Raw genomic sequence first — 14,752 nt, 5'->3', positions numbered from 1 at the left:
CCGTCCCCCTTCAGGCCTGGAGCAGCCGCGCCGCGAGCGGCGCGTGATAGGTCAATATTCCGGAGCAGCCCGCCCGCCTGAAGGCCATCAAGGTCTCAAGCACCAGCGCATCGCGGTCCCCCGCCCCCGCGGCGGCCGCCGCCTCGATCATCGCATATTCGCCAGACACCTGATACGCGAAGACCGGCACGTCGAACCGCTCGCGCACCCGCCGGACGATATCGAGATAGGGCAGGCCGGGCTTCACCATGACATGGTCGGCGCCCTCCGCGAGATCCATCGCCACCTCGCGCAGCGCCTCGAGCGCGTTGGCCGGATCCATCTGATAGCTCTTCTTGTCGCCCTTGAGCAGCCCGCGCGAGCCGACGGCATCGCGGAACGGGCCGTAGAAGGCGCTCGCATATTTGGCGGCATAGGCCATGATCTGGACGTTGACATGGCCTTCCTGTTCGAGCGCTGAACGGATCGCGCCGACGCGGCCGTCCATCATGTCCGACGGCGCGACGATGTCGGCCCCCGCCTCGGCCTGGACGAGCGCCTGCCGGGCCAGCCGCTCGACGGTGACGTCGTTGACCACGTAGCCGGCCGCGTCGACGAGCCCGTCCTGGCCGTGCGAAGTATAGGGATCGAGCGCGACGTCGGTGAGCACGCCGACCTCCGGCGCCGCCTCCTTGGCCGCCCGGACCGCCCGGCAGATGAGGTTGTCGGCGTTGAACGCCTCGTCGGCGGTCTCGCTGCGCAGCGCCGGCGGCGTGTTGGGGAACAAGGCGATGCAAGCGATACCGAGCGCGCGGGCCTCGCGCGCCCGCTCGGCAATCTGGTCGACCGACCAGCGCGAGACCCCCGGCAGAGTGGCGATCGGCTCCTCGACACCCGTGCCTTCGCTGACGAAGAGCGGCCAGATCAGGTTGGACGGCGCAAGGCTCGTCTCGGCGACCAAAGCGCGGCTCCAGGCATGGGTGCGGGTACGCCGCAGGCGGAGCGCGGGAAAGGCTGCGTGGCTCATGTCGCCGGGAGGCTTAGAGCGCTTTCCGGGAAAGTGGAATTCGCTTTTGCGCGGCGGGGGACCCGAAGCTTCGATGGCTGGGCCGATGCGTTGTTCGGCGCGGCGCCGTGAACATTCCGGCCGCGTTGCGAGTTGGGGCGGGGTGAGTTCTTCCAGACCCGTCCCCCGCCAGGCCGTCCTCGTCGTCAACGCCCATTCGCGGCAAGGCGAGGAGAGGATGCGCGAAGCCGCCGACAAGCTGCGATCGGCGGGGATCGAGCTGCTCGAGGTCCACGCCGTCCGCGACCCGCGCAAGCTCATCCCCACCATGCAGGCGGCGGTAAGGAGCGGCGCGCCGATGGTGATCGTCGGCGGCGGCGACGGTTCGCTCTCCTGCACTGTCGACGAGATCGTCGACCGCGACTGCGTCTTCGCGTTGCTGCCATTGGGGACGGCCAACAGCTTCGCCCGCACGCTGGGAATCCCGCTCGATCTCGACGGCGCAATCCAGGTCATCGCCACCGGCCGGCGACGCCGCATCGACCTCGGCCTGATCGACGGCGACTATTTCGCGAATTGCGCCGCGATGGGCCTGTCGCCGATGATCGGCGAGGGCGTGCCGCACAAGCTCAAGCGCTGGCTCGGCCGCGTCGGCTATCTCCTGTGGGCGCTCTACTGCCTCGCGCGCTTCCATCCGTTCAAGCTGATCGTCGACGACGGCAAGGAACGGCACACGGTGTGGGCGACGGAAGTCCGCATCGCCAACGGCGCCTTTCATGGCGGCGTCGAGCTGGTCGAGAAAGCCGATGTCGCCAGTGGAGAGATCGTCGTCCAGGCGGTCACCGGCCGAAGCTCGCTGCGGCTGATCTGGGACTGGTTCGCCAAATATTGGAAGCTCCCCGCGCGCGACGCCGGCACGGTCGAATTCCATGGGCGCGAGCTGCGGATTGAGGCGAGGCCGCGCCAGCGCATCTCGATCGACGGCGAGGTTCTTGCCAAGACCCCGGTGACGGCGGCGGTCGCCCAGCGCGCGATCGAGGTGGTGGTGCCGGCCTGAACGGGACGAATTCCGCGCCCTACCCCCTCCCGATCACCCCAGCCGCGCCAGCGCGGCGCGGTAGCGATCGGCGTCGGAGGCCTTTTCGGCATGGTCGGCCCTCGCCTTCTCGACAGCCTCCGGCTTGGCCCGCTCGACGAAGCTCGGATTGGCCAGGCGCGCGGCCAGCGAGTCGCGTTCCTTCTCGGCCGCCTGCGCCGCCTTGGCGAGGCGCTGGCGCTCGGCCTCGATGTCGATCACGCCCTCCAGCGGCAGGATGAAGGTCGCTTCGTCGACGATCACCTGTGCGGCGCCGCCCTCGGGCAGATCGTGCGAGACCGATTCCAGCCGGGCGAGCCGGCGAAGGGCGGCGCCGTGGCGGTCGAGCCGCGCCCCGGTCGCCTCCGAGGCGTCCCGGACATGGAGCGCCAGCTTCGCCGCCGGCGGCACGTTCAATTCGGAACGGGCGGCTCGGATCGCGTTGATCAGCCGGATCAGCCAGTCGATCTCCGGCCCTGCCTCGGGATCGAGCGCCCGTGCGTCGGGCACCGGCCATTTCGCCAGGATGAGCGGATAGGCCCGATCGCCGAGCGCGTTCCACAATTCCTCGGTGACGAACGGCATGAACGGATGGAGCATGACCAGGATCTGGTCGAGCACCCAGCCGGCGACGGCGCGGGTCTCGTCCTGCGCCGGCGAAGCTTCAGCCAGGACCGGCTTGATGAGCTCGAGATACCAGTCGCAGAAGCCGTCCCACACGAAATGGTAGATGACGTTGGCGCTCTCGTCGTAACGTAATTCGGCCATGGCGATGTCGAGCGCCTGGACGGTCCGCACCGTCTCGCCGACGATCCATCGGTTGACGGGGAGCGTCGCCGCCGGCGGCTCCAGCGCGGCCGAGGCGCCGATGCCATTGGCCTGGCAGAAGCGGGCGGCGTTCCACAATTTGGTGCCGAAATTGCGGTAGCCCTCGACCCTCTTCTCGTCGAGCTTGATGTCGCGCCCCTGGCTTTCCATCGCCGCCAGGGTGAAGCGCAGGGCATCGGCGCCGTAACGGTCGACCAGACCGATCGGATCGACCGTATTGCCCTTCGACTTGGACATCTTCTGGCCCTTGGAATCGCGCACCAACCCGTGAAGGTACAAGGTCTTCCAGGGCGCCTTGCCCATGAAATGGTAGCCCTGCATCGCCATCCGGGCGTCCCAGAAGAAGATGATGTCGAACCCCGAAATGAGGACGTCGTTGGGATAGTGGCGGCGAAGCGTCTCGGTCTGTTCCGGCCAGCCCAGGGTGGCGAACGGCCACAAGGCCGAGGAGAACCAGGTGTCGAGCACGTCGGAGTCACGGCGCAGCGGGCGATTCCCGGCTTCGGCGCGCGCCTCGGCCTCGGTCTCGGCGACGAAGACATTCCCCTCCTCGTCATACCAGGCCGGGATCTGGTGACCCCACCAGAGCTGGCGGGACACGCACCAGGGCTGGATGTTCTCCAGCCAGTTGAACCAGGTCTTCTCCCAGGTCTTCGGCACGACCTTGATGTCGCCGCTGCGCACCGCCTCGATCGCCGGCTTGGCCAAGGTGGCGGCGTCGACATACCATTGGTCGGTGAGCCAGGGCTCGATGGCGACGCCCGACCGGTCGCCATAGGGAAGCTGGATGGCGCGGTCCTCGACCCGCTCGACCAGGCCCTCCGTCTCGAGCCGCTCGACGACCCGCTTGCGGGCATCGAAGCGGTCGAGCCCGACCAGGTCGGCCGGAACCAAGCCGTCGCGGGTCTGCACGGCCCGTGCCTCGGCATCGAGCATGTTGAGCATGTCGACCGGCTTCATGCCGGCGCGCTTGCCGACCTCGAAATCGTTGAAGTCGTGGCCCGGCGTGATCTTGACCGCGCCCGAGCCGAGCTCGGGATCGGCATGCGCGTCGGCGATGATCGGCACCAGCCGGCCGGTGATCGGCAGCCGAACGTTGCGGCCGATCAGCGCCCGATAGCGCTCGTCCTCGGGATGGACGGCGACCGCCATGTCGGCGAGCATCGTCTCGGGCCGGGTCGTGGCGACGTGGATGAACCCGCTGCCGTCCTCGAGCGGATATCTGAGATGCCAGAACTGTCCCTGCACCTCTCGGGTCTCGACCTCGAGATCGGAGATGGCGGTGCCGAACCGGGGATCCCAGTTGACCAGCCTCTTGTCGCGGTAGAGCAGACCGTCACGATAGAGCTGGACGAACACCTTGATCACCGCGGCGGAGAAGCCCGGATCCATGGTGAAACGCTCGTTCGACCAGTCGCAGGAGGCGCCGAGCCGGCGCAGCTGGCGGGTGATCGAACCGCCCGACTGCGCCTTCCATTCCCAGATATGATCGACGAAGGCCTCGCGGCCGATGTCGACCCGCTTGAGCCCCTGGCTCTCTAGGTTGCGCTCGACCACCATCTGGGTGGCGATGCCGGCATGGTCGGTCCCGACCACCCATAGAGCGTCCTTGCCCTGGAGACGGGCGTGGCGGGTCAGCACGTCCTGCAAGGTGATGTCGAGCGCGTGGCCGATATGGAGCGAGCCGGTGACGTTGGGCGGCGGCATGACGATCGTCCACGGCTGTGCCTGGCGGCGCTCGGGGCGGAACAGCCCCTCCTCCTCCCAGCGGCGGTACCAGCGCGCCTCGATCTCGGCTGGGTCGAACGTCTTCGGCAATTCAGTCATTCGGCGGCTTTAGCGGGAGATTGCCGGTTGTGAAGCCGCTGCCTTAGTCGTCCCACTGCACGAAGGACCTGATACCGCCGCGCAGCTGTTCATGCAGCGATTCACTGAGCACCGCCGCCGACGGACCCTCCTTCCCGGCCACCAGCTTGGGCTCCGCTCCGGAATTGTCGAACACCCAGGCTTGGTCGGCCATCCAGAAGAACCACGGAAATTCGCCGAAGGAGCGCCCGCGGCGCGAAGCGGCCTTGTCTAGCGGAACGTCGTGACCGCCCTTGGCGACGCGAAGGCGTATTCGCTCGAGCTGCCGCTGAAGCGTGTCGACATAGACGTAGATGAGCCGGACTTCGAAGCCGCGTTCCTTCGCCTTGCTGACGAGACGCCGATATTTGGAGGTGGAGAGGACAGTCTCGACGCCGATCGTCTGGTGCACGTCGATCGACGCGTCCAACCACTGCTCGATTCGCTTCACGGCGGCGAGATTGGCGGCGACGAGGTCCAGCCCCTCGCTGGTCTGAAGGCGCCGCGTCAGCAGATCCGGGTTGATGATCCAGACGGAGCCGTCAAATTCGGCCACGTCGCTTCGGCCATAGAGGGTACTCTTGCCCGATCCATTCGGGCCAGCCACGATCCACAGCCGCGGCGGCGCCTCCCCCTTGACGATCAATCGTCGTTCAGCGCGCGATTCTCCGCTCGCGCCCGACGCACGTTCGCCGCGAACGACGCCTGCAGGTCTGCAGCAAAGCGTGGACCGTCGGCGTCTATGACGCGCAGACGCACCTGCGTACCGTCGCGGCGCACGATCCGATATCGGGCCTTGTCGGGCTTGCCCGGATCGATGGGCCCTTCCACCTCCACCACCGTCTTGTCGGGCAGCCTTTTCGCCATGTCGGCAATATAGGCGATCGGCTCAGCGCTGCCCAGCCCCCTCCCCGCGCAGCCAGCGGTCGAGCCAGCCATGGACCTCGCGATACCATTGGATGCTGTTCTGGGGCTTCAGGATCCAGTGATTCTCGTCCGGGAAGACGAGCAGCCGCGAGGGGATGTTGCGGCGCTGGAGCGCGGTGAAGGCGGCGAGCGACTGGCTGTAGGGGATGCGGAAGTCGCGCTCGCCATGGATGACCAGCATCGGCGTGCGCCATTCGGTGACGAACCGTACCGGATTCCAGCGCTCCATCACCTCGGCGGCGGCGGGCTCGAAATAGGGACCGCCGAACTCCCATTCGGTGAACCACAATTCCTCGGTCTCGTAGGACATGGCCCGCAGATCGAAGACGCCGGCATGGTTGACCAGGCACTTGAACCCTTCGGGCCAGTTGCCGGCGATCCAGTTCATCATGTAGCCGCCATAGGAGCCGCCGAGCGCGCAGGCATTGGCGATGTCGATCGCCGGATCCTCGCGGCCCGCGGCGGCGAGGCCGAGGCGCAAATCCTCGAGCGGCGCGCCGCCCCAGTCGCGGTTGATCGCGTCGGTGAAGGCCTGGCCGTAGCCGGTCGAGCCGTGGAAATCGACGCTGACCGCGGCATAGCCCGGGGCCGCGAACAGCCAGGGATTCCAGCGATAGGACCAGCTATTGCCGAAGGAGCCCTGCGGTCCCCCATGGACGAGATAGGCGACCGGCAGCCGCCCCTCGGCTCCGGCCGGCTTGACGATCTGGCCCCAGACGGTGTCGCCGCCGGCGCCGGGGAAACTGAACCGCTCGACCTCGACCGGGTCGAGCCCGGCGAGCTTGTCGGCATTGACCCGCGTCAGCCTTGTCGAGCGGCCGCGACGATCGAGGCGGTAGAGGTCGTCCGGGGCCTGCAGGCTGTTGAGCGTATAGAGGACCGATCCGTCGCGGACCGGAACGACATTGCCCGCCGTTCCCGCCTGGGTGAGGCGGGTGACCCGGCCGCTCGGCACGTCGACCCGGAACAGCGGCGTGTCGAGCACGTCGCCGGCGGTGACGAAGAGGCTGCGGCCGTCCGGCGCCCAGGCGAGCGAGCCGACCGAACGATCCCAGTCGGCGGTGAGCGCACGGGTCTCGCCGGTGGCGAGGTCGCGCAGCCGGATCACCTGGCGATCGGCCTCGTAGGTCGGGCGCGCCATCGCGACATAGGCCAGCCAGCGGCCGTCGGGGGAGACGGCCGGGAGGTTGTCGAGCGCGTCATTGGCGTCGGTGAGGTTGGTCGGCGCCGCCGAGCCGTCGGCGGGAACGGCGAAGATGTCGAGATTGGTCGAGTTGGGCTCTCCCGGTCCGCCCTCGCGCAAGGTGAAATAGAGAATGCGCCCATCCGGGCTCCAGGCGATCTCCTCGGCGCCGCCGAACGGCTTTGAGGGCGAATCGCCGACGAGGTCGCGCGCCACCGGCGTGCCGCCGCCTTGCGGCCGGCCGTCGACCAGCGGGAAGGTGAAGATGCGGGAACGCACGCCGGGCTCGACCCAGACGTCCCAGTGCCGGACGAAGATCTCGTCATAGGCGCGGCCGCTGCCATGGCCCGGACCGGGCAAAGTCACGTTGGCGCAGCCGACATCGGCACATTCCATCGGCCGGTCGGCCCAGATCGCGATCCGGTCGCCGGCCGGCGAAAGGCGGTAGCCGGCAAGGTCGGTGCCGAGGTCGCTGACCCTCTCCGGGGTGCCGCCGGGGAGAGCCACCCGCCACAATTGCTCGCTGCCCGAGGCGCCGCTCAGATAGTAAAGGAAGCGGCCGTCGGCGGCGAATTGCGGGTCATGCTCGTTATGCTCGGCCGTCGAGGCGATCCGCACCGGCTCGGCGCCGGCACGGCCGAGGTCGAGCAGCCACAGATCGAGCCGGCCGCGATTGCCCTCGAGATCGGTCTCGCGAAGCTGATAGACCGCCCAGCGCCCGTCCGGCGACACGGTCGGAGCGGCGAGGCGGCGCATCGTGGCGAGATCGGTGGCGGTAATCGGACGGGCCGAGGCGGCCGAAGCCGAAGCGAGAGCGAGCGCGGCAAGGCTCGCGGCGATGAGCTTCTTCATGGGTTGGCGACCTAGCCCAGCGGCGCCGGTGCGGGCAAGGGCGCGGCGTCGCCGGCAGGTTTCGACGCCTATTCGTCGTGCCCTCGCCGCCTTCCCCTTGTCGTCACCCGGGGAGGATCAGAGATTTCGGCCGGTGATCCGGGCGATCTCACGGGTGACGAGCTGCTCGACGATCTCGGGGAGGTGCTCGTCGAGCCACGCCTTGAGCATCGGCCGCAGCATGTCCTTCACGACCGCTTCGAGCGCGCCGCTGTCGGCCGGCACCTCGGTGCGCTGGCGAAGCGCGGTCAAGGCGGCGAGGCGCTCGCGGCTGGCGGCGGCGGCATCGCTCGACAGCAAGGCCGTTTCCTCGGTCACCGGATCGTCGAGCTCGAGCACGTCCTCCTCGGCCGAGGCCGGCGCGGCCGTGGAGGCGCGCCGCGACCGGGCAGCGCCGGACGCGGCCGCACGGCCGTCCTCGGCGATCACGCGTTTGATGGAAGCCAGTATCTCTTCCATCGACGGGTCTTGCTGAATTTCCCCCATTCGAGGGCCCTATCTATCTGTCTGCTGAAACAATGAGGGCTCGCGAAATATGTTCCTCGCAGGGGCTTATCGCTTATTGTTCCGCCTCTGTCACGGGTGTGTTTGGCACCAGTTCGGTGATCGGGCTGACCGCGTCGGCGGGAACGGTGCGGGTCGAGACGGGGCGCGCCGGCGGCCCGTCGTCCCAGTCGTTCCAGCTGCGCGAATAGCGATCGTAATGATCGACCGGATCGTAGAGCGGCCCTGCATCGAGATTGAGATCCTCGGCCTCCGCCTGGCCCATCGTGTTGAGCAGCTGGAAGCCGGCGACATAGGCGTCGCGACGCGCCGTCACCAAGGCGACCTGGGCGTTGAGCAGCTCCTGCTCGGCATTGAGAACGTCGAGGACGTTGCGGGTGCCGACCGTCTGCTCCGCGCGGGTGCCCTCGAGCGCCAGATCGTTGGCGGCCACCGCCAGCTCATTCGATTCGATCGCCTCCTGCGCGGCCTGCCAGGCGGCGAAGGCGGCACGCGCATTGGCGACGACCAGCCGCTCGACACCGATCGACTGTTCGAGCAGCTGGGTCCGGAACGCCTGCGCCCGCCGCACCCGGGCCCCGGCCGCGCCGCCCTGGTAGAGCGGCACGTTGAGGGAAAGCCCGATTCCGGTGCTGGTCGTGCTGTTCGGCCCCAGCGGCTCGCCGGCGCCGGTCTCGTTGCTGCCGAGCGCGCTCAGATAGCGGGTGCTGCTGACCGCCGAGATGGTCGGCAGGCGCTCGCCGCGGACGGTGGCGACGTCGAAGCCGGCGGCACGGGCCTGGGCGGCGATCGAGGCGAGGTCCGCATTGTTCGACAGCGCGACACTGGCCGCATCCGCGGGGGCGCCGGGCAAGGGCGGCAAAGGCGGCGGTGGCTGCAGGTCGCCGGGCGCGTCGCCGATGACCCGCTGGAAATTCTCCTCGCTCGATTCGAGCTGACCGCGGGCGGTGGCGAGATTGCTCTGCGCGAGCGCCAGCCGCGCCTCGGACTGGGCGACGTCGGTCCGGGTGAGATCGCCGACCTCGAACCGGTCGCGGGTCGCCTGCAGATTGGTGTCGAGCACGCGGACCTGATTCTCGTTCAGCTGGACGATGCTGCGGTCGCGGATGACGTCCATATAGGCGGCTACCGCCTCGGTGAAGATATCGCCCTCGGTCGCGCGCAGGTCCGCGCGGCCCGCCTCGACCCGGGTATCGGCGGCCCGCACCGCGTTGCGGATGCGGCCGCCGGCGAAGAGCGGCACGCTCAAGTCGGCCCCGACGCTGAAATCCCGACCGTTCCGGCCCGGAAGGTTGCGGGTGAACACGTCCTGGTTGACGCCTGCGGTGATGTCGACCTGCGGCCGGCCCGAGGCGCGCGCGATCGCCACGTCCTCGTCGAGCGAGCGCACCTGCGCACGCTGCGCCATGATCGTCGGGTTCGCCCGATAGGTCAGAGCGAGCGCGTCGCGCATCGTCTGGGTCTCGGCATGGGCGATGCCGCCCGTCGCCAAGGCGGCCGCGCCCGCCGCGACCAGAAACCTTCCCCGCATTACGCCCTCGCTCCGTCTCTCAAAAACTGAATCCCCGCGGCTTCGCGAAGCCCGGAAGCACGGCGGCGGCGGCGTCGGCGAAGGCCGACGTGCCGAACGCGCCCGCCACCACCCGGCCGACGCAGAGCCGACTCACCCCCTGGTCGAGCAAGGCCAGGGCGACCTCGCCCCCGTCGGCGACCTGATCGACGATCGCCGGCGGCACATGCTCGACCGCCCCATCGATCAGGACGAAATCATAAGGCGCGCGGGCGCGATGGCCTTCCGCCAGCGGACCCTCGACGAGCTCCACGCCACTGCCTTCGAGCGCGGTGCGGGCGAAGGCCGCCAGCTCCGGCACCTCCTCGACGGCGACGACCGAGCCGACGAGCCGGGCTGCGACCGCGGCCGCATAACCGGTGGCCGCGCCGATCACCAGCGCCCGCTCATGGCCGCGCAGATGCGCTTCGGTGAGCATCCGGCCGAGCGCCATGGGCGAGTTGAGGTGTCGATCATGGCCGAGCGGGATCAGCGCGTCGGCATAAGCGAGCGCGCTACGATCCTCCGGGACGAAGCGCTCGCGAGGTACCGCTCCCATCGCGGCCACGACCCGCGGATCGTTGACGCCGGTCGTCCGCAGCTGGCTCGCCACCATCGCCCGGCGCATATGCTCGAAATTGTGCTCGGTCATCGTTCCACCTACTCGCACAACTGTCTTAGTTGCGCAACACACTTGTGGGCCCCTGCGGCTTTTATCGGCAAGGGCGCGCATCGCCAAGCGGAGAGTAGGAAGGTCATGCCACCCTCGAGCAGCAAGAGCCGTGCCATGATCAGATCAGGTGCCGCGCGACTCGACGACGCCTCCCAGGTGTCCGCTTCCGGACAGTCCTGTCCGCGATCGGACAGCCGTTCGGGCTCAGTCGCCAGGCCGAGTCCGGGAGCGGCGCAGCGCCTGCCATGCCAGCGCCAGCCAGCCGCCGATCATGAGACCGCCGCCCACGGGAGCCACCGCGCCGAGCCAGCGGGGCAGGCCAAGCGCCATCATGTAGAGCGATCCGGAGAAGATCAGCACGCCGATCCCGAGGCCGAGGGCCGGCACGGCCGGCCGGCGCAGCGGCAGCGCGGCGACCAGGAGCAGAGCGAGGGCCTGCCACATCTGATACTGGACCGCGGTCTGCCACCAGCCGGACTGCTGCGGCGAAAGGACCTCCTTCAGCGCATGCGCCGCGAAGGCGCCGAGGATGATGCCGGATCCGCCGAGTAGCGCACCTGCCACGAGGATCACGCGCCGGGACGAGCCGGAACGGGAGGGTGAAGCGGCGTCCATCGCGCGCTAGATGGCGCGCCGATCGTCCGGCCGCAACCGGCGAGCGCGACGGCAGCTAGAGCCTGTCCGGACCAGGTGGAGGCGCCGTGACGGAGCCGCTATCGGTTCAGGCCCAGGTGCGAGAGGGGAGCGATGCTCTAGGCGCGGCGGCGAGGGGGCATTAGAGGCGCAGCGATGTGCCAGGCCAAGCCGGAGCGGAGATGACGGGCAGCTTATCGCCGAGCACCGGATCGGCCCAGGACGGACCGTTCGACCGCGGGCTGCGGCGGCTGCGCCGCGATCGCGCCGCCGGAAGCGGCGGCGATACCTTCTATCTCCACCATCGTGTCGCCGACGAGCTGATCGAGCGGCTGGACCTCGTCCGCCGCGATTTCACCGACGCGCTCGATCTCGGCAGCGGCGATCTCTATCTCACCCGCCGGCTGCGCGAGCGCGGCATCAGGGTCGTTGCGGCCGATCATGGCGCCCTGTTCGCCGCGGCGGCGGACGTCAGGTGCGACGAGGACCGCCTCCCCTTCGCCGACGCCAGCTTCGACCTGATCGTGTCGGTCGGCACGCTCGACAGCGTCAACGACCTGCCCGGCGCGCTCACCCTGATCCGGCGGGCGCTGCGGCCCGACGGTTTGTTCCTGGCCGCTTTCGCCGGCGCCGGCAGTCTGCCGCGCCTGCGTTCGGCGATGCGCGCCGCCGACGAGGCGGAGGGCGGCGCGGCGCCCCGCATCCACCCGCAGATCGACGTCCGCGCCGCCGGCGATCTGCTCGGCCGCGCCGGCTTCGCGCTGCCGGTGATCGACGTCGAGAGCGTCACCGTCCGCTTCGCCGCGCTCGGCGGGCTGGTCCGCGACCTGCGCGGCATGGGGGCGACCAACATCCTGCTGCAGCGATCGACGCGTCCTCTGGGCCGGCTGGCTCTTGCTGCCGCTCATGTCGACTTCGCCGCCGCGGCCGATGCCGACGGCAAGACCGCGGAGCGATTCGAGATCATCCATGTCAGCGGCTGGGCGCCGTCCCCCGACCAGCCGCGGCCGGCCCGGCGCGGCAGCGCCGCGGCCTCCCTCGCCGAGGCGCTGCGGTCGAAGGGCTAGAGCAGGCGCTCCAGCATCGCGACCAGCGGGCGGTCCGCGGGCGGCATCTCGTCGGGCACCATCTCCGCCGGCCGCAGCCATTTGAGGGCGCTCGCATCGAGCGGGCGCGGGTCGCCGCTCCAGACGCGGCAGAGATAGAGAAGCAGGATCATGTGGGCGCCGCCGACCGGCGCACTGGCGAAGCAGGCGGGAACGAGGTCGGCGGGAGCGACCCGGATCCCGAGCTCCTCGTCGAGCTCGCGGGCGAGCGCCGCCTCGGGCAGCTCGCCGGGCTCGACCTTGCCGCCGGGAAATTCCCAGAGCCCGGCCATCGACCGGCCCGGCGCGCGCTGCTGGAGCAGGACCCGCCGGCTCTCTCCGATCAGCGCCGCAGCCACCACCGTCATTGTCGGTTTTTTTTGCAACTGAGCGCTCCGAGGTAGGGTTTCATTAACTTCCGCGGCCTTATTTCACCGTCACGGGTCAGTGTAGCCCGTGCTGCGGGATGACCAGACGATGCGGCGTCTACTCGACCTATTCAAGAACGACCAGGGCGCTACGGCCGTCGAATATGGCCTGATCCTCGCCATGGTGTTCCTGGCCATGGTCGGCGCCGTCAATCTCTTCGCGACGACCACGATCGACATGTGGGACAATGTGTCGAACGAGGTGCGGGGCGGCTGACGTATTAAATATTTGGAAACCTCCCCAGCCTAGAAGGAAAGCTCGCTGACCTGTCAGAATATAGTGAGGGCGGCGGGAAGTGTGGACTTCCAGAGTGGAACCAAGGAGACCGGAAATGTACTTCATTCGCAAGCTGATCAAGAACAACAAGGGTGCGACCGCCATCGAATACGGCCTGATCGCCGCTCTGATCGCGGTTGCCGCCATCGCGGCCATGAAGGGCCTCGGCAGCAGCCTGAACGCGACCTTCAACAGCGTCGCGACCGAGATGTCGGCCGACTAAGCCAACATTTCGATCGAAAGGAATGGGCGGCGGAAGCAATTCCGCCGCCCTTTCTCATTGAGCAGCAGCCGCGCCGCGAAGGACGCTCAGCGGCTTCCCCAGACGACCAGCTTGACCCGCTGCCCCCGCTGCAGCGAGTCGCCGGCGGCCAGGCCGTTGAGGATCCGGAATCGCTCCACCTGATAGCTGTCATAGGCCATGCGCCGGGCGAGGCTGTCGACCGAGTCGCCGGCGCCGACGGTGACGATGTCGATGACGCGCGGACGGATCGCCGCCGCCTCCTGCGCGGTAAGCCGCCGCAGCGACTGGACCATGGTCGAGAACGGCCCCAGCCCCTGCCCTGCCGGCGTCACCGTGACGAAATGAAAGGCGCGGTCGCGGGCGAACTCGTAGGCGAAGACGGTGACGTCGAGCATCCCTTGCTGCGCCTGCATGCGCGCCGTCGCGGTCGCCGCGCGCAGCCCGTTCACCTGGGTGGTGCGGGTCTGCGGGACCTGGACCTGACCCTGCTGCCCGGCCAGCGCCTGGAAGACCCGGCCGATATAGGCATCGAGATTGCCGTCATAGGCGCCCGTTGAGAACTGCGCCTGTCCGGACGTGCCGGCGATCGAGACGGCGCGTCCGCCATTCTGGATGCCGAAGCCTTGGGGGACGGTGAAGGCGAGCCGCAGATCGGGGTGGCGGAAATCGCGTCCGTCGATGACGCCCTGGGCCGGGTCGTCGTCGAAGATCATGCCGTCCAGCGCCTCGAGATGCTGGTCGCGATTGACCAGGCCCTGGCCGGCGCGGCCGGTCGCCCGGGCCCTGTCCGTCGCCCGCCCGACCCGCTCGCTCGAGAGGGGATGGGTGCGCGCCCAGGAGGGCACCGCCCGGGCATCCTGGTCGCGGCCGACGAAGCGCGTCTCGAGATCGGTCCAGGCACCGAGCGAGGCGAGCATTCGCGGCGATTGGAGCGGATCGTAGCCGGCGCCGCTCATGGTGCGCACGCCGAGATCGTCGGCCTCCAGCTCCTGGCTTCGCGAATAGCTCAACGTCCAGATCTGCGCCCCCTGGGCGGCGATCTGGGCGAGATCGCCCGAGCCGCTGACCGCGCCGAGCAGCGCCGCGCCGAGCTGCGTCCAGAGGCTGCGATTCTGGCGCTCCGCACTGTGATCGGCGGTGATGTGCCCGGCTTCGTGGCCGAGCACCGAAGCGAGCTCGGCCTCGCTGTTCATCAGGCCCAGCATTTGCCTGGTGATGTAGATATAGCCGCCGGGGACGGCGAAGGCGTTCATCACCGGCGAGTTGAGGGTGGTAAAGCGGAAGCCGCCCGGCGCGACGCCGCTCTGGGCCGCGATTCGGCCGCCGACCGCCGAGACGTAGGCCGCGCGGCGGCCGCTTTCGGCGCCGCCGAATTCGGCGAGCACCTGCTCGTGCTGCTGGGCCGCCTGCTGGGCGATGCCGGGGGCGATCGACCGGGTGTCGCCGCTGCCGACCAGCCCGGAGCTGGCGCAGCCGACCGCGGCCAGCGAGAGGGTGACGGCGAGGAACGCTTTAAGCCTCAAATCGGAACTCCTTACAGGGACGAAACTGCCGGCCGGAGAACCCGGCGACGAACGCGAAGTTCCGGCAGACAAAGGCGAGCGCGATCATCCGGCGCGTGCGCG

Annotated in this window: 15 protein-coding genes; 4 read left to right on the top strand and 11 right to left on the bottom strand. The window is 69.0% G+C overall.

Going from position 1 to position 14,752, the window contains the following annotated elements; all coding sequences use genetic code 11:
- Nucleotides 1-10: 10 nt before the first annotated feature.
- Nucleotides 11-1,006 (bottom strand): porphobilinogen synthase, encoded by a 996-nt coding sequence (gene hemB / locus DDE10_RS00375; protein WP_114950756.1) that lies wholly within the window; start codon nucleotides 1,004-1,006, stop codon nucleotides 11-13.
- A gap of 85 nt (nucleotides 1,007-1,091) precedes the next feature.
- Here hemB and DDE10_RS00370 point away from each other — a divergent pair, with 85 nt between their 5' ends.
- Nucleotides 1,092-2,042, top strand: coding sequence for a diacylglycerol/lipid kinase family protein (locus DDE10_RS00370; protein WP_114950755.1), 951 nt, complete (start codon nucleotides 1,092-1,094; stop codon nucleotides 2,040-2,042).
- Nucleotides 2,043-2,075: 33 nt separating this feature from the next.
- Here DDE10_RS00370 and DDE10_RS00365 read toward each other — a convergent pair whose 3' ends face one another.
- The 8 genes from DDE10_RS00365 to DDE10_RS00330 form a co-directional block, all read right to left on the bottom strand.
- Nucleotides 2,076-4,715: a valine--tRNA ligase gene (locus DDE10_RS00365; RefSeq protein WP_114950754.1), complete on the bottom strand. Its 2,640-nt coding sequence runs from the start codon at nucleotides 4,713-4,715 to the stop codon at nucleotides 2,076-2,078.
- A gap of 43 nt (nucleotides 4,716-4,758) precedes the next feature.
- Entirely contained in the window at nucleotides 4,759-5,379 is a 621-nt protein-coding gene (locus DDE10_RS00360; RefSeq protein WP_114950753.1) for an ATPase, read from the bottom strand.
- Nucleotides 5,376-5,672, bottom strand: coding sequence for a hypothetical protein (locus DDE10_RS00355; RefSeq protein ID WP_284734345.1), 297 nt, complete (start codon nucleotides 5,670-5,672; stop codon nucleotides 5,376-5,378). Before DDE10_RS00355 ends, DDE10_RS00360 begins: the two co-directional genes overlap by 4 nt.
- Nucleotides 5,623-7,695, bottom strand: a complete 2,073-nt coding sequence (locus DDE10_RS00350) for a S9 family peptidase (RefSeq protein ID WP_114950752.1) — start codon at nucleotides 7,693-7,695, stop codon at nucleotides 5,623-5,625. The genes DDE10_RS00355 and DDE10_RS00350 overlap by 50 nt, the downstream gene beginning before the upstream one ends.
- Before the next feature lie 117 nt (nucleotides 7,696-7,812).
- Nucleotides 7,813-8,193, bottom strand: coding sequence for a DUF2497 domain-containing protein (locus DDE10_RS00345; protein ID WP_284734344.1), 381 nt, complete (start codon nucleotides 8,191-8,193; stop codon nucleotides 7,813-7,815).
- 100 nt (nucleotides 8,194-8,293) lie between these two features.
- Nucleotides 8,294-9,769: a TolC family outer membrane protein gene (locus tag DDE10_RS00340; RefSeq protein ID WP_114950750.1), complete on the bottom strand. Its 1,476-nt coding sequence runs from the start codon at nucleotides 9,767-9,769 to the stop codon at nucleotides 8,294-8,296.
- 19 nt (nucleotides 9,770-9,788) lie between these two features.
- Nucleotides 9,789-10,439 carry a protein-L-isoaspartate O-methyltransferase family protein gene (locus DDE10_RS00335; RefSeq protein ID WP_114950749.1) on the bottom strand — a complete coding sequence of 217 codons (651 nt, stop codon included), beginning with the start codon at nucleotides 10,437-10,439 and terminating at the stop codon, nucleotides 9,789-9,791.
- A 225-nt stretch (nucleotides 10,440-10,664) separates the two neighbouring features.
- Nucleotides 10,665-11,033, bottom strand: a complete 369-nt coding sequence (locus DDE10_RS00330; protein ID WP_284734343.1) for a DUF423 domain-containing protein — start codon at nucleotides 11,031-11,033, stop codon at nucleotides 10,665-10,667.
- 242 nt (nucleotides 11,034-11,275) lie between these two features.
- Here DDE10_RS00330 and DDE10_RS00325 point away from each other — a divergent pair, with 242 nt between their 5' ends.
- Entirely contained in the window at nucleotides 11,276-12,160 is an 885-nt protein-coding gene (locus tag DDE10_RS00325; protein ID WP_114950747.1) for a methyltransferase domain-containing protein, read from the top strand.
- On the opposite strand, the gene DDE10_RS00320 is transcribed toward DDE10_RS00325, so the two are convergent.
- The gene (locus DDE10_RS00320) at nucleotides 12,157-12,546 is read right to left on the bottom strand and encodes a (deoxy)nucleoside triphosphate pyrophosphohydrolase (RefSeq protein WP_114950746.1); all 390 of its coding nucleotides are present in this window, start codon (nucleotides 12,544-12,546) and stop codon (nucleotides 12,157-12,159) included. The genes DDE10_RS00325 and DDE10_RS00320 overlap by 4 nt on opposite strands.
- Nucleotides 12,547-12,655: 109 nt before the next feature.
- On the opposite strand from DDE10_RS00320, the gene DDE10_RS00315 reads away from it, so the two are divergent.
- Nucleotides 12,656-12,823 carry a Flp family type IVb pilin gene (locus DDE10_RS00315; protein WP_114950745.1) on the top strand — a complete coding sequence of 56 codons (168 nt, stop codon included), beginning with the start codon at nucleotides 12,656-12,658 and terminating at the stop codon, nucleotides 12,821-12,823.
- A gap of 115 nt (nucleotides 12,824-12,938) precedes the next feature.
- The gene (locus DDE10_RS00310) at nucleotides 12,939-13,106 is read left to right on the top strand and encodes a Flp family type IVb pilin (RefSeq protein WP_114950744.1); all 168 of its coding nucleotides are present in this window, start codon (nucleotides 12,939-12,941) and stop codon (nucleotides 13,104-13,106) included.
- An 86-nt stretch (nucleotides 13,107-13,192) separates the two neighbouring features.
- Here DDE10_RS00310 and DDE10_RS00305 read toward each other — a convergent pair whose 3' ends face one another.
- The gene (locus DDE10_RS00305; RefSeq protein ID WP_114950743.1) at nucleotides 13,193-14,650 is read right to left on the bottom strand and encodes a M48 family metalloprotease; all 1,458 of its coding nucleotides are present in this window, start codon (nucleotides 14,648-14,650) and stop codon (nucleotides 13,193-13,195) included.
- Between the last annotated feature and the right edge of the window lie 102 nt (nucleotides 14,651-14,752).

The sequence above is a fragment of the Sphingosinicella terrae genome (assembly GCF_003347635.1).
In the GTDB taxonomy this organism is placed as follows: Bacteria; Pseudomonadota; Alphaproteobacteria; order Sphingomonadales; family Sphingomonadaceae; genus Allosphingosinicella; species Allosphingosinicella terrae.
Note: the sequence above shows the minus strand (reverse complement) of the source record. Positions and strands in the feature narration are given on the sequence as shown.

Coding starts and splice junctions, on each gene's coding strand:
- hemB (WP_114950756.1), bottom strand. CDS start 1,006: ATGAGCCACGCAGCCTTTCCCGCGCTCCGCCTGCGGCGTACCCGCACC.
- DDE10_RS00370 (WP_114950755.1), top strand. CDS start 1,092: ATGCGTTGTTCGGCGCGGCGCCGTGAACATTCCGGCCGCGTTGCGAGT.
- DDE10_RS00365 (WP_114950754.1), bottom strand. CDS start 4,715: ATGACTGAATTGCCGAAGACGTTCGACCCAGCCGAGATCGAGGCGCGC.
- DDE10_RS00355 (WP_284734345.1), bottom strand. CDS start 5,672: ATGGCTGGCTCGACCGCTGGCTGCGCGGGGAGGGGGCTGGGCAGCGCT.
- DDE10_RS00350 (WP_114950752.1), bottom strand. CDS start 7,695: ATGAAGAAGCTCATCGCCGCGAGCCTTGCCGCGCTCGCTCTCGCTTCG.
- DDE10_RS00345 (WP_284734344.1), bottom strand. CDS start 8,193: ATGGAAGAGATACTGGCTTCCATCAAACGCGTGATCGCCGAGGACGGC.
- DDE10_RS00340 (WP_114950750.1), bottom strand. CDS start 9,769: ATGCGGGGAAGGTTTCTGGTCGCGGCGGGCGCGGCCGCCTTGGCGACG.
- DDE10_RS00335 (WP_114950749.1), bottom strand. CDS start 10,439: ATGACCGAGCACAATTTCGAGCATATGCGCCGGGCGATGGTGGCGAGC.
- DDE10_RS00325 (WP_114950747.1), top strand. CDS start 11,276: ATGACGGGCAGCTTATCGCCGAGCACCGGATCGGCCCAGGACGGACCG.
- DDE10_RS00320 (WP_114950746.1), bottom strand. CDS start 12,546: ATGACGGTGGTGGCTGCGGCGCTGATCGGAGAGAGCCGGCGGGTCCTG.
- DDE10_RS00315 (WP_114950745.1), top strand. CDS start 12,656: ATGCGGCGTCTACTCGACCTATTCAAGAACGACCAGGGCGCTACGGCC.
- DDE10_RS00310 (WP_114950744.1), top strand. CDS start 12,939: ATGTACTTCATTCGCAAGCTGATCAAGAACAACAAGGGTGCGACCGCC.